This is a genomic window from Fibrobacter sp. UWEL (assembly GCF_900142535.1).
In the GTDB taxonomy this organism is placed as follows: Bacteria; Fibrobacterota; Fibrobacteria; order Fibrobacterales; family Fibrobacteraceae; genus Fibrobacter.
Map to the genome: position 1 here is coordinate 50,556 of NZ_FRBE01000018.1, position 24,763 is coordinate 75,318.

20 protein-coding genes and 1 tRNA gene are annotated in these 24,763 nt (G+C 50.0%); 16 read left to right on the forward strand and 5 right to left on the reverse strand.

Translation table 11 applies throughout. The features are described 5' to 3' along the window. Positions 1-20 precede the first annotated feature (20 nt). The 3 genes from BUB59_RS11400 to BUB59_RS15035 form a co-directional block, all read right to left on the reverse strand. Positions 21-92 (reverse strand) — tRNA-Arg (locus BUB59_RS11400). A gap of 99 nt (positions 93-191) precedes the next feature. Then, positions 192-1,505 (reverse strand): 30S ribosomal protein S12 methylthiotransferase RimO, encoded by a 1,314-nt coding sequence (gene rimO, locus BUB59_RS11405; protein ID WP_073230061.1) that lies wholly within the window; start codon positions 1,503-1,505, stop codon positions 192-194. Between the two features lie 142 nt (positions 1,506-1,647). Then, the gene (locus BUB59_RS15035; protein WP_143160364.1) at positions 1,648-2,493 is read right to left on the reverse strand and encodes an SPOR domain-containing protein; all 846 of its coding nucleotides are present in this window, start codon (positions 2,491-2,493) and stop codon (positions 1,648-1,650) included. Between the two features lie 189 nt (positions 2,494-2,682). Here BUB59_RS15035 and rpsU point away from each other — a divergent pair, with 189 nt between their 5' ends. The 3 genes from rpsU (at position 2,683) to BUB59_RS11430 (ending at position 5,161) form a co-directional block, all read left to right on the forward strand. Beyond that, complete coding sequence (gene rpsU / locus BUB59_RS11420) at positions 2,683-2,892, forward strand: 30S ribosomal protein S21 (protein WP_014546541.1); 210 nt, start codon at positions 2,683-2,685, stop codon at positions 2,890-2,892. A 200-nt stretch (positions 2,893-3,092) separates the two neighbouring features. Continuing rightward, entirely contained in the window at positions 3,093-3,563 is a 471-nt protein-coding gene (locus tag BUB59_RS11425) for a GatB/YqeY domain-containing protein (RefSeq protein ID WP_073230063.1), read from the forward strand. Positions 3,564-3,628: 65 nt separating this feature from the next. Beyond that, on the forward strand, positions 3,629-5,161 hold the full coding sequence (locus tag BUB59_RS11430) for a sigma-54 interaction domain-containing protein (protein WP_073230066.1): 1,533 nt from the start codon (positions 3,629-3,631) through the stop codon (positions 5,159-5,161). A gap of 29 nt (positions 5,162-5,190) precedes the next feature. Here BUB59_RS11430 and BUB59_RS11435 read toward each other — a convergent pair whose 3' ends face one another. Both BUB59_RS11435 and BUB59_RS11440 read right to left on the reverse strand, forming a co-directional pair. Continuing rightward, a complete protein-coding gene (locus BUB59_RS11435; RefSeq protein ID WP_073230068.1) occupies positions 5,191-6,480 on the reverse strand; it encodes an ATP-binding protein in 1,290 nt (429 codons plus the stop codon). Positions 6,481-6,694: 214 nt separating this feature from the next. Next, positions 6,695-7,324, reverse strand: a complete 630-nt coding sequence (locus BUB59_RS11440) for an autotransporter domain-containing protein (RefSeq protein ID WP_073230070.1) — start codon at positions 7,322-7,324, stop codon at positions 6,695-6,697. A gap of 250 nt (positions 7,325-7,574) precedes the next feature. Between BUB59_RS11440 and tyrS the strand changes: the two genes are divergently transcribed. The 13 genes from tyrS (at position 7,575) to BUB59_RS11505 (ending at position 24,291) form a co-directional block, all read left to right on the forward strand. Beyond that, on the forward strand, positions 7,575-8,792 hold the full coding sequence (gene tyrS, locus BUB59_RS11445; protein ID WP_073230072.1) for a tyrosine--tRNA ligase: 1,218 nt from the start codon (positions 7,575-7,577) through the stop codon (positions 8,790-8,792). Between the two features lie 27 nt (positions 8,793-8,819). After that, positions 8,820-9,776: a 1-phosphofructokinase family hexose kinase gene (locus BUB59_RS11450; RefSeq protein WP_073230074.1), complete on the forward strand. Its 957-nt coding sequence runs from the start codon at positions 8,820-8,822 to the stop codon at positions 9,774-9,776. A gap of 3 nt (positions 9,777-9,779) precedes the next feature. Continuing rightward, entirely contained in the window at positions 9,780-10,460 is a 681-nt protein-coding gene (locus tag BUB59_RS11455) for a phosphorylase family protein (RefSeq protein ID WP_073230077.1), read from the forward strand. Positions 10,461-10,639: 179 nt separating this feature from the next. Beyond that, positions 10,640-11,461, forward strand: a complete 822-nt coding sequence (locus tag BUB59_RS11460; RefSeq protein ID WP_073230080.1) for a 1,4-dihydroxy-6-naphthoate synthase — start codon at positions 10,640-10,642, stop codon at positions 11,459-11,461. Positions 11,462-11,584: 123 nt separating this feature from the next. Beyond that, positions 11,585-11,785: a hypothetical protein gene (locus tag BUB59_RS11465; RefSeq protein ID WP_073230082.1), complete on the forward strand. Its 201-nt coding sequence runs from the start codon at positions 11,585-11,587 to the stop codon at positions 11,783-11,785. Positions 11,786-11,971: 186 nt separating this feature from the next. Continuing rightward, on the forward strand, positions 11,972-13,489 hold the full coding sequence (locus tag BUB59_RS11470) for an OmpA family protein (protein ID WP_234980035.1): 1,518 nt from the start codon (positions 11,972-11,974) through the stop codon (positions 13,487-13,489). An 11-nt stretch (positions 13,490-13,500) separates the two neighbouring features. Next, positions 13,501-15,744, forward strand: coding sequence for a tetratricopeptide repeat protein (locus BUB59_RS11475; protein WP_234980036.1), 2,244 nt, complete (start codon positions 13,501-13,503; stop codon positions 15,742-15,744). 46 nt (positions 15,745-15,790) lie between these two features. Further along, positions 15,791-19,603, forward strand: coding sequence for a tetratricopeptide repeat protein (locus BUB59_RS11480; RefSeq protein ID WP_234980037.1), 3,813 nt, complete (start codon positions 15,791-15,793; stop codon positions 19,601-19,603). Positions 19,604-19,790: 187 nt separating this feature from the next. Next, positions 19,791-20,411, forward strand: coding sequence for a MotA/TolQ/ExbB proton channel family protein (locus BUB59_RS11485; RefSeq protein WP_073230088.1), 621 nt, complete (start codon positions 19,791-19,793; stop codon positions 20,409-20,411). A 38-nt stretch (positions 20,412-20,449) separates the two neighbouring features. Beyond that, on the forward strand, positions 20,450-21,343 hold the full coding sequence (locus BUB59_RS11490; protein ID WP_073230090.1) for an ExbD/TolR family protein: 894 nt from the start codon (positions 20,450-20,452) through the stop codon (positions 21,341-21,343). A gap of 2 nt (positions 21,344-21,345) precedes the next feature. Then, entirely contained in the window at positions 21,346-21,885 is a 540-nt protein-coding gene (locus BUB59_RS11495) for a biopolymer transporter ExbD (RefSeq protein ID WP_073230092.1), read from the forward strand. A 3-nt stretch (positions 21,886-21,888) separates the two neighbouring features. Further along, complete coding sequence (locus tag BUB59_RS11500; protein WP_073230094.1) at positions 21,889-22,827, forward strand: AgmX/PglI C-terminal domain-containing protein; 939 nt, start codon at positions 21,889-21,891, stop codon at positions 22,825-22,827. A gap of 153 nt (positions 22,828-22,980) precedes the next feature. Then, entirely contained in the window at positions 22,981-24,291 is a 1,311-nt protein-coding gene (locus tag BUB59_RS11505; RefSeq protein WP_073230096.1) for a hypothetical protein, read from the forward strand. Positions 24,292-24,763 lie beyond the last annotated feature (472 nt).

The window sequence follows — 24,763 nt, forward strand, 5'->3', positions numbered from 1 at the left end:
TTTCGTACAAAACGGGAGTATACCCATGTCCGGAATCGAACCGGAATAACTCCCTTCGGAGGGGAGGACACTATCCATTGTGATACACGGGCTCAAACTGATCCGTGCAAGCACGGTTAGTCGATTTCGGTACGGGCAATATAGAAAAAAGCGGACCAGCAGGTCCGCCTTTCTAAATCTAAAGGTTGTTCTTAGAGCAAGCGAACCGTCAGTTCGTGGGGCTCTGCATCGATGACCAGTGCCTGGCGGAATGTTCCCACTTCGCCGTCGCCTTCCAGTACCTTCACGATGTCGTCGGTATCCAGGGAGTTGCCTTCGGTGCGTCCGTAGAAATGGTATTCGCTTTCTTCTGCAACTTCGTCCAGAATGACAGTGACAGTCTTACCGATCATTTCTTCGGCATGCTGGGCAGCCAGTTCTTCCTGGAATTCCGTGATGGCGTCCAGACGGGCGCGTGCGTCGCTTTCGTCCACGGGAGCAAGCTTCTTCATTGCCATGACCGGAGTGCCTTCTTCGGGGCTGAAAACGAAACCACCCAGGTGTTCGAACTTGATTTCCTGGAGCAGGTCCATCAGGTCTTCGAAGTCCTCGTGGGTCTCGCCGGGGAAGCCCACCAGCACGGTGGTACGCAGTGTAACTGTGGGGAGCTTTGCGCGGATCTTACGGAGAATGTCCCGAAGTTCCTGACGGGTGTACTTGCGGAGCATGTTCTTCAACACACTGTCGCTGCTATGCTGGATGGGCATGTCAATGTACTTCACCAGTCGAGGTTCCTTTGCCATCAAGTCCAACAGTTCATCATCGATGAATGCGGGGTACCAGTATAGCATGCGGATCCATGGAATGTTGGTTTCTGCAAGGATTGCCTTCAGCAGGTTGGTGAGCGTCTCGCTCTTATTCTTCTTTTCGCGGCCGAAGTAGGTTGTGTCCTGGGCGATGAGGGTCAGTTCCTTAATGCCCTGGGCTTCCAGTTCCTTGGCTTCCTTCACCAGGTCTTCGATAGCGACGGATTTCTGGAGACCGCGAATATTAGGGATGGCGCAGTAGGCGCAGCGGCGGTTGCAGCCTTCCGCAATTTTCAGGTAGGCGTGGTGGGGGAGTCCGCCCAAGTTCAATCGGGGCAGCTTGTCCGGATTGCAACCTGTGGGCTGGTCTATTCCCATCTTTGCGAGAAGTTCGCCGGGCTTGTAGGTTCCTACCCAGTAATCCACTTCGGGAATTTCCTTTTCCAGATCTTCGCCGTAGCGCTTGCTAAGGCAGCCAGAGACGATAAGCTTCTGCTTGGCCTTCTTGCCCTTTACGTGGGTAAGGATGGCGTTGATGGATTCTTCCTTGGCGGCTTCGATAAAACCGCAGGTGTTCACCAGGATGTAGTCGGCCTTGGAGGCGGTTTCGGTGGTGACGAAGCCGGCGTTCAGCATTTCTCCAACTTGACGTTCTGCATCAACCTGGTTCTTGGAGCAACCCAGGTGAACAACGAAAATTTTGGGCTTTCTTGTAGGCATACTTTCAAATATAGCAATTGATTATCTAGCTTTAAATACTGAAATTACTAGTCGAAAAAACGTGCGTGCTTAATCCGCCGGATAAAAAACAAGCTCCGTTCGAAAGAACGGAGCTGTTTCTATTTCTAGCAAGTAACTTCTGTTATTCCCAGTCGTCAAAGTCTTCCGGTTCGGAAGAGGCGGGTGCTGCTGCGGGAGCCGGAGCTGCGGGTGCTGCAGGTGCTGCTGCGGGAGCGGGCTCAGGTGCCGGAGCCGGTGCGGGTGCAGGTTCAGGTGCCGGAGCGGGTGCGGGAGCCGGTGCAGGCTCAGGTGCCGGGGCAGGAGCAGGTGCGGGTGCCGGCTTAGAAGGAGCCGGTGCCGGTTCTTCTTCCTCGTCATCTTCCCAAGTCTGAGAATTGGAGTAGGATTCGCCTGCGTCGGGGTTGGGGTTACCGACTGTGTCATTCTTGGTCTTGTCAACCCACCATGCAAAGTTCAGCGGAGACAGAGCCTGCTTGCCATAGTTCTGGGCGTCGGCGCTGTTGGCGAAGTAGCCCACGCGAATACGGTAGTAAGTACCTTCCAGTTCACCCGGATTTTCAACTTCGACGATGTAGGCCTTTACACCATTTTCTGCAAGCTTCTTTACAATGTCGTTTGCAACCTTCTTGGAGGCCTGGATGCTGACCTGAATGACGTATTCGCCAGAGGACAGGGGAGCGGCGCCGCCCACAGCGGGAGCTACCTTGGCCGGAGCTTCATCCTTAGTTGCGGAAAGGGACTGGAGGGGGACCAGCTGAGGTTCGTCGCCCTGTGCCTGTGCTGCGGGAGCCGCTGCGGGCTTTGCTGCTGCAGGTGCCGGAGCCTTTTCGACTGCCTTGGGGGCGGCGGGGGCTACCTTGGCAGGTTCCATCTGGGGTACCAGATCCTGTTCTTCATCGTTACAGCCGACCATCAGTGAACAGGCGAGAGTCACAGCGCCCAAAGAAATAGCAGATAACCTTTTCATCCAATCTCCATTTGTGTTAAATCTATAGAACTAACGCCCCTAATTATGTAAAGAAATATACATAAGTCTTTGATATTCCGCAAGTTATTGGAAATAAAATGCGTTTTTTTTGCACCCTTGACGGATTTTGCATTTATAGGTATATTTGGCTATCCAATTTTGAATTTTTAACTTAACCAAAGGATTATCGTGATCGGCGTTATTGTTAAGTCCAACGAACCTTTCGAACGCGCTCTCAAGCGTTTCACCAAGTCTTGCGAAAAGAACGGCATCATTTCCGATGTCAAGAAGCGTCAGCGCTTCGAAAAGCCTTCTGAAGAAAAGAAGCGCATCGAAACTGCTGCTCGTCGCAAGCGCCTGAAGGAAATCGCTGACCAGAACCGCAAGCGTCTCTACTAATTTCGCTGCCTGAGTTGTCAGGTGCCCGAAATAGTATTGCTCGCCAGAATGAATTAGCCTACGCGTAGCTACTCATTCTAAAACAAGCGAAACTTTCTACTTTGTGAGTCGCTGACCAATGGTCGGTGGCTCATTAGGTGTTTATACTGCTTTTGTCATCCCCGGCTTGACCGGGGATCTAGCGTAAAAAAGGAAATGATATGGCAAGTGCATTGCTCACCCGTATTCTCGATGACGTCAAGGCCTCTATGAAGGCTCATGACTCCGAAACTCTTAGCGTTCTCCGTACCCTTCATTCCGACATCAAGAACGAAGCAATGAAGAACGGTGCAACTCCGGCTCAGATTACCGACAGCATTACCGACGAAATGTGCGTCGACGTGCTGGCAAAGAGCGTGAAGCAGAAGCAGGAAGCCATCGAAATCCTCAAGAAGGGTGGCTTCGAAGATAAGATCCCGGCCGAAGAAGCTGTCATCGCCATCTACAAGAAGTACATGCCTGCCGAAATGACCGAAGAAGAAGTGAAGGCTCTCATCGCCGAAATCAAGGCCGCTACCGGCGCCTCTTCTCCCAAGGACATGGGCAAGATCATGAAGGAACTTCAGCCCAAGGTCAAGGGCCGCTTCGATGGTAAGAAGGTCAGCGCCCTCGTCCAGGAAGCATTGAAGTAATCCCTCCCTCGTGTCATCCTGAGCGAAGCCGAAGGCGGAGTCGAAGGATCTAGCATAAATACTAGATGGAACAAATTCAGCAAAGTAAGATTCAAGAATTGGAGCTGCTCTACAAGATCAGCTCCATTTTGAACCAGAGTCTGGACTTCGAAAATGTGGCTCATCCCATTCTCGAAGTGCTAGAGTCTACCATGGGTGTGCAGCATGCCACCCTTACTTTGTATAATCGCCACACCGGCGAAATCTCCATTGAAATTGCCGAAGGTCTTTCCAGCCGCCAGGCCCGCAAGGGCCGATACAAGGTGGGTGAAGGCATCACTGGCCGAGTCGTCGAGACGGGTAAGCCTGTGATTATTCCTTCCGTAGGTAAGGACCCCAACTTCCTGGACCGCACTGGCCGTGGTAAGGACGAGAATCGAGCCTTCCTTTGCGTTCCCGTGATTATGGAACATGAGGTTATTGGCGCCTTGAGTGCCGACGTTCAGGATCCTATTGAATCACAACTTCCCGAGAAACTGCGCCTGCTGGAAATTATCGCCCAGATGCTTGCGGCAGCTGTGAAATTGCGTCGTCAAGCCCGCGAAGAAAACGAAATCCTGAAGGCGGAAAATGAACGTCTGACTATGGAACTGAAGGACCGTTTCCAGCCGGACAATATTATTGGCCGCTCCAGCGAAATGCAACGTGTCTACGCCCAGATCGACCAGGTTTCCAAGAACCCTCTTCCGGTTTTGATCGTGGGGGAGGTGGGTACCGGTAAGGGCCTTGTGGCAGAAGCCATTCATTATCGTTCTGATCGCAATACTCATCCTTACATTCGCGTCCACTGTGCCTCCATGCCAGAATCTGTGCTGGACCGCGAACTCTTCGGTAGCGAGCGCGGTGCCTTGGTGGGTGTGCTTACGGAAACCCCGGGCCGTGTGGAACAGGCCGATGGTGGAACGCTCTTCCTGGATGAAGTTGCGGAACTTTCTCCCAACCTTCAGGTTAAACTCTTGCGCTTGCTGCAGGATGGCGAAATGGAACGTGTGGGTGCTCGCTTCTCTAAGAAAGTGAACGTCCGCGTCATTGCCGCAACCACCAAGAATCTTCAGCAGATGGTGGCCGACGGCACTTTCCGTTCAGACCTTTATTACCAGCTCCACATTTCGCCCATCTACGTTCCCGCATTGCATAACCGCAAGACGGATATCGTGCTGTTGGCAGACCACTTTGTGGAGCATTACTGCCGCATTGTGGGCAAGAACGTGCGCCGCTTGGCCCGCACGACTATCAACATGCTCATGAGTTACCCGTGGCCCGGTAACGTCCGTGAGCTGGAAAACGCCATTGAACGTGCAGTTCTCGTGACCGACGAAGACGTCATTTACCCGCATCATTTCCCTACCACGCTGCAGACCGCAGAAACTTCCGGTACCCAGGTGTCCGGCAACCTGAAACTGATGGTGGAAGCTTACGAACGGGACATCATCTGCGACGCCCTCAAGAGTTCCAAGGGCAAGATGGCCGCAGCCGCCCGCAGCCTCTCCACAACGCCCCGTATTCTTACATACAAAATAAAACAGCTAGGAATTGACCTAGCTGCATTTACCCGATAATCCTTTCGCGCGTTATTTCCGCACCCTCGTCATCTCATATACTCTTCATTTAGCAGGAATTCCTCAATTCCGATGTAGAAAATTCCTCGCTCGTCGTGCCAAGGAATGATGTTGTCCTTGACCACCACGATTTTTTTGAAGGATTCGTTAATCTTATTCAACGAGTTTATTTCTTGTAGCCTTTTTTCCTCGTCGGCGACGGATAATGCGGACTGGATGTAGAAGCGATTGTTGCCCTTGTTGGCCACAAAATCTACTTCTAGCTGGATTCGCTTTTTCTCTCCTTTTTCAGTCTTTACGAATTCCACGATTCCAACATCTACGTCAAAACCGCGGAACAGTAGTTCGTTGTAGATGACGTTTTCCATGATGTGGTTTTCTTCTGTTTGCCGGAAGTTCAGTCGTGCATTTCGAAGCCCCACGTCGGCGTAGTAGTACTTGTAAAGGCTCCCGATATACTTGCGGCCCTTGACATCGTAACGCTTGGCTTTTTTCAATAGGAAGGATTCTTCAAAAAAAACAAGATAGTTGTCAATGGTTGTTGAATTTATTTGCAATTTCCTGTTGCTGGCAAAAGTGTTTGAAATTTTCAGTGGATTTGTCAGGGAACCCACGGATGATGAAACTGTGTCAAGTAAATCGTCTAGTACACTTTTGTCTGCTCGAATCCGGTTTCTTTCCAGAACGTCCTTGATGTATGTCTGGTCGATAAGGTCCTTGAGGTATTTGCTTTTGGACTCGTGATTTTTTAAAGACATTGCGTAGGGCATGCCACCGTAGGTGTAGTAGTCTCTCCAGGCGTTTCGCTTGTCTTCGCCGTAGTTGTCATAGAATTCCTTGAATGATAACGGCTGTAAATGGATTTCATCACCGCGCCCACGAAATTCGGTCAATACTTCCGACGAAAGCATCCTGGAATTGCTGCCGGTAACATAGATGTCAACGTTCTTTAGTTTTTGTAAACCGAGAAGGACATCTACGAAAGTGATACGCTCGTCGGTATCGGGTAGGTGGGGATTCCGTATGGTGCGAACCTTCTGGATTTCGTCAAGAAAGACGAAGTATTCTTTATCGGGATCGGTGATTTTGCCTCGGATGTACTGGCTCAGTTCCAGTGGGTTACGGAATTTTGCGTTGATGTCGTCATCCAGGGCGAGGCTCACTATTTGTTCAGGATTAACGCCGGTTGAAAGCAGTTGGCTGCGATACAGTTCAAATAGAAGGTAGGATTTACCGACGCGTCTTAAACCGGTAATGACCTTGATTTGACCATTTCCCCTTCTTTCCAAGAGCATTTTAATGTATTTAGAACGAATCATTGTGTATAATATACATTTTTTCTTCGCTATTTGATGGAATATTAATACGGAAGGCGCTTAAAAAAATAAAACAGCTAGGAATTGACCTAGCTGCATTTACCCGATAAGCCTTCTGAGCAAGCCCGCTTAAGTTCCCTGAGCACGCTCATGTTAAGTTCCCTGAGCGAAGTCGAAGGGTGCTTCGGCAGGCTCAGCAACCTTAGCATCAGCAGTTCTAATTGTAGGTAGCTGTAAATCTTACGGAGACGCCGAAAGAAGATTCCGTTGCATCGCCAAGATTCGTTTCTCGCCCGTATAGAATGGCGGCTGTTGCACCGATGCCCCAGTTTTCACTGACCCACCATTCCTTACCGCCGGCTAACTGGAGAGCGAAGCCACTGCGAGAATAATCGTCCGGACTGCTTTGAACGTTGGCCTGGAAGGTTGCAATGTCATCGCATACGCGGAATTGACCGATACCGATGGAGGCGGATGCGAAATAGTTGCCAGGGAAATAGTATGTTGCGCCGATGCCGAGGATGGAAAGGTTTGCCTTAAAATCCTCGAATTCGTCGTCCTCGTTAAAGTCTTCAAGATCGTAGATTGTGGATGTGGGGGTGTTGCCTGCCAAAGTCATGTGTAGAGCAAGATTGTTTGTTAAGGAAAACCCGATTTTTACATCAATGTCTGTTGCTAGTCCCGATTGACTGGTTGTTCTGTCGTCATGATCATCAAGGACAAAATCAATGCTCTGGAAACCCATGCCCATGGCAAGGCTCAAATAGAAACCGTCATGAGTCTGGGGCTGTGATGTGGCGAAAGTTGAAACCGCTGCAAAGGAGCAGATGACGAGTGCTTTTTTCATATAATTCTCCTAACGTGATTATTCAATCACAATTAAAGGTAGTTAACGAAAAGTAAATGTAGACAACGTTATAAACCCTTTCAATAAAAAATTGTTTTTTTTGTAAACTTTTCTAAACGTATTTTCAGAATACTCTCTCTCTTATCTCATAACTCATATCTCATATTTCGTATCTCGTCTAGAAATTCTATCTTTCCCGCCGTAAAAGTAAACCCCTAACCCCTAGACCCTAGTCTCTAGACCCTAAACTATGCAATTCCGTCCTGTTAAAGAACAGCTTGATATTTTGATGCGCGGCGTGATCGACATTGTCCCGCAGGAAGAACTTGAAAAGAAACTCCAGAAGTCTTACGAAACTGGCGTTCCTCTCCGCATTAAGATGGGTGTGGACCCCACTGCACCGGACGTACATTTTGGCCATACCGTAGTGATGCGCAAGCTCCGTCAGTTCCAGGACCTGGGCCATACCGTGGTTCTCATCGTCGGTGACTACACCGCCCAGATTGGTGACCCCAGCGGCCGTAACAAGGCTCGCCCTCGTCTTACTCACGAACAGGTTCTGGAAAACGCCAAGGAATATCAGGAACAGTTCTACAAGGTGGTGCGCCGCGATCAGGTGGAAATCCATTACAACGGCGAATGGTTCTCCAAGCTGGACTTTAGTAAGGTTACCGAACTCATGGGCCAGTTCACTGTGGCTCAGATGCTGGAACGCGAAGACTTCCACAACCGCTATACTGCAAATACCCCCATCAGCCTTCACGAATTCATGTACCCCATGATGCAGGGCTACGATTCCGTCGCCATCAATTCCGACGTGGAACTGGGCGGCACCGACCAGAAGTTCAACGTGCTCCGTGGCCGTGACCTGCAGCTCTTCGAAGGCATGGAACCCCAGATTGGCCTCTTCATGCCCATCCTTCTGGGTACCGACGGCAAGGTCAAGATGTCTAAGTCCATCGGTAACTACGTGGGCCTCAATGAACCCGCCGATGTCATGTACCACAAGATCTACAGCCTGGCAGATAGCATCGTTGAAAACTGGTTTGAACTGCTGACCGAAATCCCCATGGACGAAATCAAGCAGATGATGGCAGACGTTGCTTCCGGCAAGATGAATCCCAACGAAGCAAAGCATCGCCTGGCTATGGACATTGTGACCCAGTACTATGGTGCTGAAGCTGCAGAAGCTGCTGCTGCTCACGAAAAGGAAGTCCACAGCGGTAATGCAATCCCCAGCGACGCTGCAGAATGCTCCGTTGCTGCCGGTTCTTACGGCGCTCTCGATCTGCTCGTTGAAGTGAAGGCTTTTGCATCCAAGGGTGAAGCTCGTCGCATGGTCCAGAACGGTGGTGTGAAGGTCGGTGGCGAAAAGCTGGCTGATCCTCAGGCTCAGATTGAAATCAAGGGCAACGACCAGCTGGTTATCCAGGTGGGTAAGCGCAAGTTCTACAAGGTGAACTTCTAAGGTTTACCAAGGTTCTTTAAGTTCAGTATGGCTCAAGATATCCTTATTCTCGGTCTCAATCCCGCCTGGCAGCGCTTGTTCTTCCTGGACAAGTTTGAGCTGGGCGAGGTCCACCGCATTTCCAAAGTCGAAGAATACGCTTCGGGCAAGGGTATTAACTGCGGACGTGTGCTTCAGATGCTGGGTGGTTCGCCCCTCCTGATGCATTTCCTTGGGTCCGAACATGGCTCCCGCATCTTTGACGAACTGTCTGCCTGCGGAATCCAGCAGGCTCCTGTCTGGATTAAGGAACCTACCCGCATTTGCACGACTATCGTAAGTGCAGGTGAATCCACTGAACTGATTGAACCCTCTCCCGTTCTCACCGAAAATGAAAACGGAGATTTCCTTCAGACCCTTAACGATTACTGGGGTTCTACCCAGTATGTGGCTCTTTGCGGTACGTTCCCCAAGGGCTTCAATGTGGAGCAGATTAACTCTCTGGACTTCACGGGCAAGAAGGTCTTTGTTGATGCTGTTACGGAAATCGATGCCTGGCTGGAAAAGGGCGTGGAACTTCTGAAGATCAACATGGACGAGTACTGCACCATCCTGGACCGTCTAGGAATTCCTCAGGTCATGTCCAGTCCCCAGTTCTGGAAGATGTCCGCTACTGCAGTGCTGGAACGCTTGCCTATCAAGAACCTGGTGGTTACCGACGAGGAATCTCCGGTTCGTGCATTCCGCCTTCAGGAAGGCGCCTTCCAGGGTGTCCAGATCCAGCCGCCTACCATTCAGGTCAAGAATGCCGTGGGTGCAGGTGACTCCTTCTTTGCTGGTTGGCTTCAGGCCGACAGCCAGGGCATGTCCTTTGAAGAATGCCTGGTAAAGGCTACTGCTGTGGCTGTAGCTCGTTGCGAGGCGGACCGTCCCTGGAATCTTAAGCTGGAACGCGTGGCAGAACTGGAAGCTTCCCTTGCCGAAGCTGTAGAAAAGCTGGAATAAGCCATGAATTCTCCGGAGCTCCAGAACGTTCCCCTGTTCGCCTTTGCAACGGCGATGGAATTTTCAAAGGTGTTTCCAGAGGATTCTTCCAAGGCTGAATCTCAAAATCAGTTGATCCCCCTAAGCGGTCCTTTCCAGGGCTGCTTTGCTTGTATTCTGGGCGTGGGCATCCTTGATTTCTCCGCAGGTCTTGCAAGCTTGTTATTTAATTGTAAACAAACTAATTTCAAGATATCTGCGGTCATCAGTCTAGGGATTTGCGGCGCATATCCTGATCGCGGTCTGTCCCTGCTTGACGTCGTAAACGTTTCAAGCGACAGGGTCGGTGACTTGGGATGTGAAGAACAGGATGGCTCTCATACTCTTTGGGACAAGTCCATTCTCGGCGGGAATTGCTGTCAAGCTCCTGCTGTCATCCAGAAAATGTTAGTCGCACTTCCTCAGGTCGTTGGCGCTACCGTCAACTGTTGCACCGGGACCGCAACTACCGCCGTAGAGCGGGTCAAGAACATGGGGTGCGACGTGGAGTCTATGGAAGGTGCCGCCTGCTTTGCCATCTGCCAAAAGTTTAACATCCCCGCTTTCCAGATTCGTGCGGTCAGCAACATCGCTTCCACGCGGGACAAGTCCCAATGGAAAATCGAGGAAGCTCTGGAAAAACTCCACAAATGCATTTGCGGTTAACGGGTTAGAGATTAGAGACTAGAGTATCGTAGGAGAAGAACATTACCTAATGCATAAAAAAGACGAGACATCCTTATATCTCCCCACACTTGCATCCCGCAGCCCTAACCCCTAGAACCTAGCCCCTAAAACCCTTTCATCCTTCAAACTCATAACTCGTCACTCATAACTCATAATTTATGAAAACTCTGTCTCTCGGTATCTCCACTTGTCCTAACGACACTTTTATATACGAAGCCTTGATTGAGGGCTTGGAAAACTCTCCCTTCCAGTGGGATGTGCATTTTGCCGACGTCCAGACTTTGAACGAGATGGTTCGTCGTGGCGAATTGGACGTAGCGAAAGTAAGCGCCCAGGTTTATCCCAAGGTAGATCAAGAATACAAGTGCCTGGGATGTGGCGGGGCCATTGGCTATGGCTGTGGCCCTTTGTTCCTTTCCGCTGTCTCGGATCAGTACAATCCTGAACTGCCCGTGGTTCTCCCCGGCGCGGAAACTACCGCGGCACTACTGTACCGTTTCTGGCATTCCAGGACCCAGGCGTGTTCTAAGGGAATTGAGCCGATGGCTAACCTCAATGTGAAGTTCGCCCTGTTTGACCAGGTGTATCGCTCCCTTCTATCGAAAGAAGCTTCCCAGGGCGTGGTGATTCATGAGCACCGTTTTACCTGGAAGCAGGATGGTCTCCACTTGCTTCAGGACCTGGGCGCCTTCTGGGAACAGGAAACTGGAACGCCCATTCCTCTGGGAATTGCAGTTGCTCGTAAAAGCCTGGGGGAGGAAACCATCTCCCTGGTGGAAGCGGAAATCCGGAAAAGTCTGGCGGTCGCCCGCAGTCGAAAAGATCCCGTAACGCCCTTTATTGATGAAAAAGCTCAAATTTCAAGTAGGGAAGTGATGGTTTCCCACATTAATATGTTCGTCAACGACTTTTCCGAGAACGTTGGGGAGCGCGGATGGGCTGCCCTAGAGAACCTCTGGCGGTTAGTTCGGTGTGTATAACGCGTTGAATGGCAAGATTTTAGTGTAATATTATGGAAATATTGCGTAAATTTTAAAAAACAGCGAATTTTTGGCAAAAACTTTATTTATTTTCCATTCTGCATCTTTTATTGGAGCTTGCTTATGAGTTTAGTGAATGATCTCGAACAGGAAGTCGAAAACTTCAAGCGCGAGTACGAAAAGTTCGAACGCGGCAATAAGTCCGCTGGAACTCGTGCTCGTAAGGTCCTGCAGGACATCAAGAAGACCTGCCAGGAAATTCGTGTGTCTATTCAAGGAGTGAAGAAGGAAGACGGTAAGTCCGGTCCTGAAGCCGAGGACTAACCTGAAAAGCCTGTAAAACCGGCTTGTTTTAAACGATTTTTACCTAAAATTTGCCAAATTTTGCGAAAAACGTTTGACTAAAGGCCGTTTTGAAGGTATATTCCCATTTGGAATTTACGTTTGCCCCTACGGGCAAACTGTAAGCGTATGAATTTAAGTGTTCTATGATTGGAGAAACGTAGCAGTATGACCCTAAAGAAACTGGTCCTAATGACGGCCGGGGCAATGCTTCTTACCGGAACCGCCATGGCAAAGAATATCAACGTGCCTGGTGATTACAGCAAGATTGCAGATGCTCTCGGTAACGCTGACGCTGGAGATACCATCCTCGTAAAGCGCGGTACTTATAACGAAAACATCACCCTGATCATGGGTGTTGTGCTCAAGGGCGAAGACCCGAAGAACACCATCATTGATGGTGGCCGTCGCGGTCCGACCGTCATGGGTACTTCGGGCGCCGAAATGTCCCACTTCACCGTAAGAAACGGTCTTGAAGGTATCCTTTGCGAAAACGCAGCTCCCTACATTCATGACTGCTACGTGCTGGACAACCATGCAACTGGCGTAGGCGCATTCATTTCTCTGCCTCACCTCCGCAATAACGTGGTATACGGCAACCGCTGGTCCGGTATTCTGGCCTGGGGTGCTAAGTCCCTCGATGCTTATATCGAACAGAACGTTGTGCTCCGCAATGGCTACTCTGGCCTTGCTCTGAAGGGACCGACCAACGTGGTCGCCCGTAACAACATCTTCATGGAAAACCACTACTACGGTGTGTTTGCTGACCCGGCTGCCGGTCAGACGAAGGTGGAATACAACAACATCTACAAGAACTACTATCCGTTCAACCAGTTCATCAAGGTGAACCGTACGAACGTTTCCCTCGATCCGAAATTCAAGAACGCCTCTCTCTCCAACCCGGACTTCTTCTGCCAGTCCACCTCTCCGATGCTCAAGCGCGGTAAGGGTAAGCTGGACATTGGTCTGACTACCGCAGGTCTGGTGAAGGAAGAAGAAGCTGTTGAAGAAACCCGTAATCCGGATACCGATGGCGATGGCCTTTGCGATCCTTGGGTTTCCGAAGAAGGCGTTTCCGATAAGTACGCTTCCGTTTGCACCGGCCTCGACAACTGCCCCGAAGAAGCTGAAGACTTCGACGGCTTCCAGGACGACGATGGCTGCCCGGATCCGGACAATGACCGTGATGGTCTTTGCGATCCTTGGGTAGAAGCAAAGGGTATGCTCTCTAACTTCGCTCACATTTGTAAGGGTGTTGACCTCTGCCCCGAACAGGCAGAAACCCTGAATGACTACAAGGACGACGATGGTTGCCCGGATGAAGTTCCGCAGCCGCCTAAGAAGGTATTCGTTCTTGAAGGTGTGAACTTCGAATCTGGTAAGGCTACCATTACTCCGGACTCCTACATCTCCCTGATGAAGGTTGTGGACATTATGGAAACCTTCACCGAAGCTACCTTCCAGATTGTCGGTCATACCGATAACGTTGGTAACAAGGATAAGAACAAGCAGCTTTCCGCAGACCGCGCTGCAGCCGTTAAGAACTTCCTCGTTGAGAAGGGCATTAACGAAAGCCGTATGGTAACTGATGGTATGGGTGACACTAAGCCGGTCGCCTCCAACAAGACCCCGGAAGGTCGTGCTCAGAACCGTCGTATTGAGTTTATCCGTACGGATATCAATTAAAGGAGTAGGTGATGCGTTCAAGTTTTCTTAAAACAGCAGCAGTCTTCGGACTCTCCGTAGCCAGCACCTCTTTGTTTGCAGATGCCATTTATTCTCCCCATAAGTACCAGCAGAATGACTGGTTCGCAGAATTCGGTGGCAACACCTCCATGTATGTGAACCCGGCTTCTATCGCAGAAACCGAACAGCTGGAATTTAGCGCTGCATTCTTTAGTTCTATTAGCGGTGAAGCAAGCCAGGAATACGTGAGCTTGACTTACCCCATTGATTACAAGCATACTTTGGGCTTCTCTTTCTTCGAAAACGGTGCCGGCATTGACGACGGTCCGGACTACGGTGAATATGCCTTCATGCTTGGTTATGCTTACAACCTCCTGCAGTGCGTCTCCCTGGGTGTGGACCTCTCCGTCCTCTACATCAACCAGTTCGACGCTGTGAAGCAGGTGACCATCGGTGCTGACGTAGGCCTTAGCTGGAATCCGCTGGCATCCTCCAAGTATGGTTACCTCTTGGTTGGCGTTGCCCTGCAGAACATTGCACAGCCTGCTGTTGCAACTGATCCAGATGCAAGCGCATTCATCATCCCGGGCTTCTTCGGTGGCTCTCGCGATGACGCTTACAACATTCCCGCAAACCTGAACCTGTCCTTCTTCTACCGCGGTTTCAACCGCGCTCTCGAAGCTAAGGCAGAAATCTCCCTCATCGACGTGTTCCACGATCCTGATGAAGGTGGTGATGGTCTGAGCCCGGAAATGAGCTTTACTTTGACTTACTACCTGTCTCCGCATCTTGGCGTTCGCGCTCGCTTCACCAAGGAAGGTTACCCGGTAGTTGGTGCTACTGTTAACGTTAAGGATGTTTCCATCTTCCGTTACCTGGCACTGGATCTCGAAATGTCTCACGATGACCTCTATGCCAAGAAGAATCGTGGTTTCATCTGGGCTGTGAAGATTACTTCTCGCTTCGGTGACACTCGCGAAGAAAAGATCGGTGAAGAACGTTATCGTCGCTTGAAGATCGAACCTGAAAACGACTACCGTGCTGCAATGCGTCTCTACTTGAACCGTGAATTCTTGAAGGCTGCTTATGCTTTCGGTAAGGTTCAGACCAAGTACCCCGCATTCCACCTTGTTGACCAGGCTGCTTTCTATAAGGCAAAGTCCTTCGAAAACCTCCGTATGCACAAGGCTGCAAAGTCCGTGTACGAAGATGCTATCAAGCGCTATCCTCAGAGTGACCAGCGTGCTAAGTACCACTTCCAGTTGATGAACATCGACTATAAGGAAGGCAAGTACACTGACGCTATGTCCAAGTACCAGGGTATTGCTCAGAAGTTTGGTGAAAGCGACGTTAAGGCTGACGCTGACTACGTTGCAGGTCAGATTAAGTTCGAACAGGGCCTCTATCAGGAAGCTGTTGACCTGCTGGCTGCTATTCTCCCGGGTAACGCAAACTACTTCTATGCTCGCTATACCATGGGTATCGCTTATAGCCGTCTCGGCAAGTTCGACGAAGCTGAAAACTGCTTCCGCGACATTACCGAACAGCCCTATTCCAACCAGTCTGAAAGCGACTTGCAGGATGCTGCTCGCGTGAAGCTGGGTCACCTCTTCTTCTCTGGCGAAAAGCCGGACATCGCAGCCGCAGTTGAAATGTACCATCAGGTTCAGCCTTCTTCTCCGGTGTACGACGAAGCAGTTCTCGGTATTGCATGGTCCTTCCTGAAGGTGAATAAGCCGGATGAAGCCATGAAGCCCGCTCAGTTGATCATCAACAAGTATCCGGATTCCTTCCTGGTTTCTGAAGCATACCTGGTGATTGGTTACTGCCACTTCATGAAGAAGAACTATAAGAACGCTGTGGAAGCCCTTGAACAGGCTGAAAAGCGTACCGAAAAGCCGGTTGTCTCTGTTGCAGCTCGCGACTCCGCTCGCCAGGCATTCGATGCTATGCAGGACGAATTCGACTCCGTCCAGGTTAAGGCTCTTGACCTCGCTCGCCAGCTCCCCACTCCTCGTGTGGAAAGCAAGCGCGCAGCTCTGCAGCCTTCCTTCGACAAGGCTAACCAGGCTATCGAAGATTATGCAGCCTTCAGTCAGAAGGCCATCCAGAGTGACCGCTTCGAATCCAACCGTAAGCGTATCTTGGATGACGCAGGCTTTACCTTGGCAACTGCAAAGACCAAGATGGGCCAGGGCGCTGGTGTTTCTCAGGAAGCTCAGCAGGAACTTGACGCATTGGAGGACCTGGAGTAATCCGGGTTCTTCCCTTTTTTATGATTTCATAGGTGGATAGAGTACAATGAAAAACCTTTTGCTCGTTTCGGCAATTGTTGCCTCTTTGGTAGGCACTTCTTTTGCCGCAGACCCATGTAAGGAAAAGACTGCAGAAGCAAAGAAATTGATGGCTAAGTGTAAGTCCATCGGTAAGGGCAATGCAGGATATGAATCTTGCGCTAGCTCTTATAAGGTTGCTAAGAACCAGGCCGCACAGGCTTGCCGTTCCGGTGGCCTTGATGAAAAGGGTATGACTGATGCTATTACCCAGTGGGAAAAGCAGGTGAACAACTGTAAGGGTAAGCAGAACGCACGTTGCGCTTCCGCTCTCCAGCAGCTCGGTCACTATCAGTTCCAGCTCGAAGAAAAGCAGTTCCTCGACAAGACTGCTCAGTACGAAGAAGATGTTGCATGGTGCGCAGACCGCGATAACAAGCCGGCTAAGTGCGCTAACATCGATGACCTTCCCAAGGCTGATCACCAGAAGTCTTTGGGTTACTTCCTGGAATACATCGACAAGTATCCCAAGGAAAGCAAGACCCCGACCGTTATGTACCAGGCTGCTGCAGTTCTGGAAGCTAGCGGCGAAGACGACAAGGCTTACAAGCTCCGTGATCGCCTCGTAAAGACCTTCCCGGAAAACGGCCTTGTTCCTAAGGCATGGCTCCGTATTGCAGAATACCACTTCATGAACCGTAAGTTCAAGGATGCAATCAGCGCTTATAAGAAGGTGACTGGTTTCGACAACCTGACTGGTAAGGAAGCTGCATTGGCCATGTACCACTTGGCTGAATCCTACTATGAAACTGCAGAATTCGAAACTGCAGCAATCCAGTACTACAACTACATCATCGGTGCCGATAAGGGCAAATACCCTGCAGACTTGCGCGGTGAAGCAATGGACTTCATGGCCGCCGCATTCTCTGACTTGGAAGGTGGTGGTGTTCAGGAAGCTGAAGCTTTCTTGAAGGACAAGAAGGTTAACTTCAAGGACTCCGTCTACTACCGTATCGGTATGAAGAACAAGGACCATGACCGTAACGAAGAAGCTGTCCAGTCCTTCAAGCGCTTGATGAGCATTAACGCTGACTACATCGACGCTCCTCTTGCTGATATTGCAATGATCGAAATCTTGATCGTGCAGCAGAAGTTTGAAGAAGCTCAGCAGCATCGTTACACTGTTGTGAAGCGTTATGACCGTAACTCTTCCTGGTACAAGAAGAACCAGAAGTATCCTGAATCTGTGAAGAATGCTGAAACTGCAATTCGCGGCGCTATGCTCGATATTCCGCAGTACCATCATTCCCGCGCTGCTAAGCTCACCAAGGAAGGTGACCTGGAAGCCGGTAAGAAGCAGTATGCAGAAGCTATTAAGGCTTACGAAGCATTCCTGAAGCGCTATGCAAAGGAACCGACTTGGGACGAATACAAGGTTCACATCAACCTCGCTCTCGTTTACCAGGAAATGGGCCAGTTTGCTAACGCTGCCAAGATGTTCAACTGGATCGTCGACACCGATACTACCCGTTACGGTCGTCGTCCCCTGGGTTCCGACGCTCTCCTGAAGAAGGAAGAAGCTGGCTATAACGCTGTGCTCATGATGGACCAGGCTCGCGAAGCTGCTAAGAAGAATAAGGCCGGTGACGATGCTGTTAAGGCATACGCACTTCCCGAAACCAAGGCATACTTCGAACAGGTTAAGCGCTACATGGCTAAGTTCGGCCAGAACAAGGAAGCTGCAGAACTTGCTTACAACGCTGCAATCGTTCACTACGATGCAAAGCAGTTCAAGGTTGCCGTTACCGAACTCCGCAAGCTGAAGCAGGATCATCCCAACCATCAGTATATCTTGCTTATTAGCCGTATGCTCGCTCAGTCCCTGTTGGAATCTAGCCAGCTGGATGAAGCACTTACCGAATTTGAATGGCTCTTCAAGCAGTACAGCGACAAGAAGAAGCCGACTTACAACGATTCCATGGCTAAGGAAATCGAAAAGGCTATCGCTTACGTTCTGTTCCAGCAGGCAGAAGTTTCTGTCAAGGCTAAGCAGTACGAAAAGGGTGCTGGCGCTTACCTGGCCCTCGTGAAGCGTTACCCGCAGATCGACATTGCTGATAAGGCTGTGTTCGAAGCTGCTGCCGCTTACGAATCCGCTAACAAGTTCACTCAGGCCGCACAGACCTTCATGATGTTGCCGAAGCAGTATGCTAAGTCTCCGCTCACCATCAAGGGTATCGTTCGTGCCGCAGGTGCATACAAGAAGGAAAGCGCTGCTGTTCCTGCTAACAGCAAGAATGCTGCTAAGGAAAAGGAACGTCTCCTCCGCGAAGCTGCTAACACCTACTTGTTCATCACCAACAACTTCCCGACGGACTCCATGGCATTCCTCGCCATTGCTTCCGCTGCACAGACTTACGACTCCGTACCGGATAAGAAGACTGCTGCTATGACTTACGAAATCGCTTACAAGCGCTATCCGAAGGATGAACGTACTCCGGGCTACCTCTATAGCGCATGCTTGAGCTACGATGAAGCTAAGATGGTTGATGAAGCTATCCGTTGTAACAAGGACCTGGTCCGCGATTACCCGAAGAGCTCCTACGCTCTGGATGCTGCATTCTCCATCCCCATGGCCTACGCAAACGGCAAGAAGTTTGACCTGGCTGCCAAGGAATATCACAACTTCATCAAGATGTATAACGAAGACAAGGAAAAGCTGATCGCTGCCTACATCGGTGCTGCTCGTGCCTACATGGAACTGAAGGACGAAAAGAACGCTGTGGCTGACTATGACGCTACCTTGAAGAACTACGATAAGTACGGTCTGCAGATTAAGAATGCTGATCCGGCAGTTCCTGCTGAAGCTGCATTCTATCTGGGCGAAGCTGAATACAACAAGATGACCCCGATTGTCATCAAGGGTAAGGATAAGGATAAGGCTAAGGTGATTAAGCAGCTGGTGGACATCCTCCAGAAGGCTATGAGCCAGTACTCCAAGTCTGCAACCTACGCATCTGAAAAGTGGACCTTCCGTGCCACCAACAAGATGGGTATGCTCTTCGTGACCATGGCTCAGAAGATTCGTGAACAGGAACTGAACGGCAAGAAGGAAGACGAACGCTTCGCAGAACGTATCGGTATTGTTCAGCAGCTCCCCAGCTACTACGAACAGGCTCAGCCGATCTTCAAGAAGAATATCGACCTTGCTCGTGACCAGGGTTTCTACAACAAGGACGTGGTCGAAGCTGAAGAAGGCTACATTGAAATGTACTACCAGAGCGCATCTGTGTACATGGAAGTTGCCGACGCATTCGCTAACTCTCCGCTGCCTGACTCTGCTGCCATCGTGAAGGAATACGTTGAATACGAAGGCATGGTCAAGGAAGACGCTATGGAAGCTGTCCACGAAGACCTGGAAGCCTATCGTGAAGAATTGAGCAATCGTTCTGAAGCTGCTAAGCAGGCTGCAATCCCCGTTTGCCAGACCGGTATCAAGGCTTCTGCCTACTACGGTATTGACAACCAGTGGACTGCAAAGCTGTTCGAACTTCTCAAGTCCATTGACGAAGCTAACGAAGTGCTGAACACCAAGATCGAAAAGTTTGACCCGTCTACCTTGTTCTCTGATCCGTCTTACTTCAAGACCAAGGCACGTATCGAACAGATCTCCAAGTCCGAAGTGATGACTCCGGAAGAACAGATCGCTACCTACCGCGACATCATCAAGGAAGGCAAGGCCGAAAACGAAAAGTTGAAGGCAAAGCTTGCTGAACTGAAGAAGATGCTTGCTCCGGCACCGGCACCCGCCGCTGCATCTACCGGCGCAGGTGAAATCTAGCGGTAAAAACAAATTTACGGGGGACCTTGTTCATAGGGTTCCCCCGTTCTTTTTGATAAAAATTGGGTATTTGGGTATCGTAAATTAAGTTTTACCACTCAAATCTCCCCAATTCGCTCAAAAAAATTTAATATGAACTTCAATATTTCAAAAAAACATAAAAACCACTCATTAAAGGAGTACTCTAATGTCTAAAATGCTTCAATCTTTCAGCCCCGAATCCGATGGTTGGCAGTTCATGTGGATCATCTTGGTCGTCTTCCTGATCGGCCTTGGTTTCTCCATCGAACGTTTTGTCTACATCATGGTGAAGAGCGGCTCTGGCCGTGCTAAGTTCCTGGCTGACTTTGGTAAGCTCATCTCTTCTCAGCAGTATGACCAGGCTCTGAGCCTCGCTAACAAGACCAAGCTCCCGGTTGCTCGCGTTATGGCTGCAATCGTTGCTGCTCGTAACGGTGGCCGCGAAACCATGACTGCTGCTTGCGATGCAGTTTTCCTTACTGAAGCTCCCCGTCTGACTCGTTACATCTCCATCATCCAGGTTATGGCTTCCATCTCTACCTTGCTCGGTCTGATGGGTACTATTTACGGTCTGATCTTCACCTTCGACGCTGTTGCTAACAAGCCGGCTTCTGAACGTGCTAAGGCTCTTTCTGACGGTATCGCTATCGCTATGGGTACCACCCTCCTCGGCCTTCTCTCTGCAGTGCCCCTGCTGGTCATCGTTGGCCTCCTCAACATGAACTCCGAACGCCTGATCCAGGAAATGGAAGAAAAGGGCCTCAAGATCATCAACTCCTTGGCATAATTGTTTAGGTAATTACAATTAACTGGAGTTAAATAAATATGGCAAGACAACTTAAGAAACCAGCAAAGCCTGAAGAACCGGACCTGTTGCCGGCAATGGGCTTGTTCACAATCTTGATTCCTATGCTCTTGTCCATGGCTGCTTTCTCTAAGCTCGCTATTGTGGAAGTTAACCTGCCCGAACGCAGCGTTATGTCCAACAGCGACGACCAGCCGCCTCCCGATGAACAGGCATTGAACTTGTCTTTGGCAATTACCAGCGACTACCTCGTTATCGGTGCTCGCGGTGGTTTCCAGCCGAACGTCTATTTCAAGGAAATGTGGACGTTCCGTTGCAAGTCCGATGCAAAGCTCATCACTCATTCTCCGGATGATGTGAAGGCTGCAGTAGAAAGTGGACATGGTCCCAAGTGCCAGGATGGCAGCGAAATGGATAAGGATAAGTATCTTTACGAAATCGAAGCTATCCAGCTCTGGGCAATCCAGAAGGAATCTGAAGAAGATCCCGGTAAGATTATTTGGGCTGTTTACTCCAACGGTGGTACCGCTGAAGAAGCAGTCGCTGATAGCGCATACGTCGATGGCAACAACAACTTCCTCATGGCAGTTGGCGAAGGTCCCGGTGGTGCTCAGAAGCCCGCTACCCTCGTGAAGCCCAGTGCAGGCCAGGCAATCGCTACTCTTGCAGAAAACTCTGTCCGTACTCTGAAACCGGATGTAGCTGCAAAGAATATGATTGCTCCGCTGTCCGCATATGACCTGATCGCTAAGGATCTTATCGCAATCCATACCACGTTTATCGACCTTGACGACGCTGACAACATCATTATCGTTGCTAACGACGATACTCAGTTCGACAAGATCATTCAACTTATGGACCGCGCTAAAGAAGCCGGTTTTGGCAAGATCAACCTTGCTAAGCTGGGAGGTTAATCATGGCAAGAAAAAGTCGTAAATACGGTGAAGACGTCCCGTTCTCGATTACGTCCATGATGGACATGATGACCATTATTCTGGTGTTCATGATTAAGAACATGGACGCAGAAGGTCAGCTCTTAACTCAGGCTGAAAACTTGATCCTTCCGGTTTCCGTCTCTAAGAAGCAGCCCGCAGAAGTTTCTCTGGTGGTTGTGATCGATAGAGAATACGTCGTGGTTGACAACAAGAAAGTTGTTCCTACTGACGATGTCCTGAATCAGGAAGATCTTTGTGTGGCCCCCGTTCTCGCTGAATTGCACGAACGCCGTAAGGCTGAACGTGACGCAGCTCTCGCAGCAAACCAGCCCGGTGATGCAGCAGGTAGCGTTGTTGTTCAGATCGATAAGAACATTCCTTACGATGTGATGTACAAGGTGATGGCTACCTGCGGTATTGCAGGTGTTCCCACTTGCGATTACACTGGCCCGGATACTCGCCTGAATGGTTACACTAACGTTTCCTTCGCCGTGATGGAAAAGAACGGTGGGGAGGACTAAACTATGGCTAAGAAAGTATCTCCCGCAGTTGATCCTTTAGTAGCGTCTTTGATGCCGGAATCCGACAAGAAGATGGGCGCTATTGCAGGTATCTCTCTTGCAGTTGCCATTGCAATCTGTCTTCTCGCTTCCACCTACGAACAGGTCGTTGACGAAGTCGTCTTTGACGAAAAGGCTGACACCGAACTCGTAGCTTCCATGACCATGGAAGAAAAGAAGGAAGAGAAGAAGGAAGAAAAGAAGAAGGAAGAGCCGAAGAAGCCTCGTAAGAAGGCTGGTGGCGGTGGTAAGCCCCGTGGTAAGGGTCAGCCCAACGCTCCCCAGACTCGCGGTGTGCTGAAGCTCCTCACTGCTCAGACCAAGAACGCCAGCGCCGGCGCATATGACCTGATGAAGAACCAGAAGTTCTCTAAGGACATTGACAAGGTGCTGAAGGACGTGGCTGGCCTCCAGACTACTGGTAAGACTCAGCTCGGTGGTCGTCGCGGTAAGGCAGACGGCGGCTTTAACGAAGGTTACGCAGAAGGCGGTTCCGGTGGTATCGGTGACGGTCTGGCTGGCCTCCTTGGCGGTGGTGGCGGTGGTATCGCTACTAAGGCTAAGGGTTCCATCAGAACTCCGTCTGAACGTGATATCGACATGGGCGCCGGTGGTGGTTCTCGTAGTAAGTCTGAAATCCAGAAAGTGGTTAAGCAGCGTACTCCGGGTCTCCGTCACATCTATAACAAGTTCCTGAAGAAGAAGCCTGGCTTTGCCGGTAAGGTTACCCTGAAGTTCACAATTGCTCCGGGTGGCGAAATTATCAGCATCTCCATCGCATCCTCTACTACTGGCTTCGGTGAATTCGACCAGGAAATCAAGACTTCCGTTTCTCGTTGGAAGTTCGGAACTGTTAAGTCTGGTAACACCACTGTGACTATTCCGTTCACCTTCTCTGAATAATTCTCAGAAAAGTGTCAAAAAAGGCTGGGCATTCGTGCCCGGCCTTTTTTTTGTTAAAAAAATCTTTAAAAAAGTTACATTTGTTTAAATTTTTATTGCGTTTTTGATTTTATAAAGCTAACTTTAAAACAGAATTTTACAGAGGAGTTTATAATGAACTTAAGAACTGCTGCTGCCGTCGGTGCTGCAATTGGCGTATTTGGCGTTGGTTCCGCATTTGCAACCTTCGCACGTGTAGAATCTATGGGTAAGAACACTACTTATATCATGGACGATGTAAGCATCTTTGATAACCCGGCTAACGCAAACCTTTATTCTAACTATTTGATTGGTGGTTTCGGTGCCTATACCGATAACAACCTCCAGGCTGGTGGTAACTACGATCCTCAGCATCCCACTTTCGGTGGTATCTTCTCCCTGTCCTTGGGCGATGAAAACAATCCTGATCCGAAGTTCACCATCGGTGGTCTCTTTGGTCGCATTGATGAAGATCTGTCTATGTACCTCCCGAGCCGCGTGCAGACTGGCACTGGCAGATATGCCAAGGTTCCTGAAACTGTGACTAACTTTGACGGTTTCTTGGGTTGGACTCTCTCTAGCGGTGACGCTATGGGCTTGCACATCTATATTGCTCACCAGGATGGTGGTGATCTGGACGAAAGCGGTTCCTACCAGCCGGATGAAGATGCTCACGCTTCCATCGTTAAGGCAGATGGTGGTTTGAACATCCAGACCAGCAGCGGTACTTCCTATGAAGCATCTTTCGGTATTGCTCGTATCCAGTATGGTCCGGGTCACTATGACTTCTTTGAAAATGGCGACTTCACTTTCCTCGCTAAGGCTCGTGCATTCTTCACTCTCGAAGCTATCGATGGTGAATTGGTTCCGGCAGCTTCTATGAAGTTGGCAACTGCTCCTGGCATTGACGATAAGAACGCTCAGGCTGGTCTCGGCATCAACGTTGCTATGAACCGTGGCTTCTTCTGGATGGGTCTTGACTTCGTATGGCGTCAGCTGAAGGCTCACGACTACGTTTACGACTCTAATGTTGCTGGTGGTTCCTGGATTTATGATGCTCGCGATGAAGATGGCGATCATAACTGGGACAAGCGTTCCGACATCGGTGGTAAGATTTCCTTCGGTATCGAACGTAACATTTGGTGGGATTGGTTCGTAATCCGCGTTGGCGGCCAGAAGTCCATCACTTATACCGAATGCTCCAAGAACGAAAAGAACATTTACAACAACGAACGCTATGGCATCTGCAAGGATGACGGCACCTTCTTCACTACCAATCCGCTGGCTGACGGTTCCAACAAGGACCACGTTGGTTTCGGTTTCGGTATCAACATCGAAGAAAAGTTGAAGATCGACGTGACCGTTGCTGAAGACGTGCTGTTCCGTAACCCGTTCCAGGGTGAAGGCCGCCTCTTCTCTCGCCTCGACGCTACTTATTCGTTCTAAAGAGATGCAAAGGGCGGGTAGATCCCCGCCCTCTGGACTCCCACCCATCACTCGGGTATAAAGGACCTGCCTAACGGCGGTCCTTTTTTGCTTGGACTCCGCCTTCCTCCTCAATGAGGACAATTCTCACTAGGGCAACAAAGTTGCCAAGTGATCATTAGTCTAGACTCCTTTCCCCACGTAGGGTTAAAGGACTCCCACCCATCACTCGGGTATAAAGGACCTGCCTAACGGCGGTCCTTTTTTTGCTTGGACTTCGCCTTCCTCCACAAAGTGGACAATTCTCACTAGGGCAACAAAGTTGCCAAGTGATCATTAGTCTAGACTCCTTTCCCCACGTAGGGTATAAAGACTCGCTTATGGCGAGTCTTTTTTTGTTGGATAAAACGAAAACCCCCAGCTATGCTGGGGAGTTCAAATAAAGCCTTCTGGCGATCATGAAAAAAATCCTTTGGCTAAATTGATGGTGCGG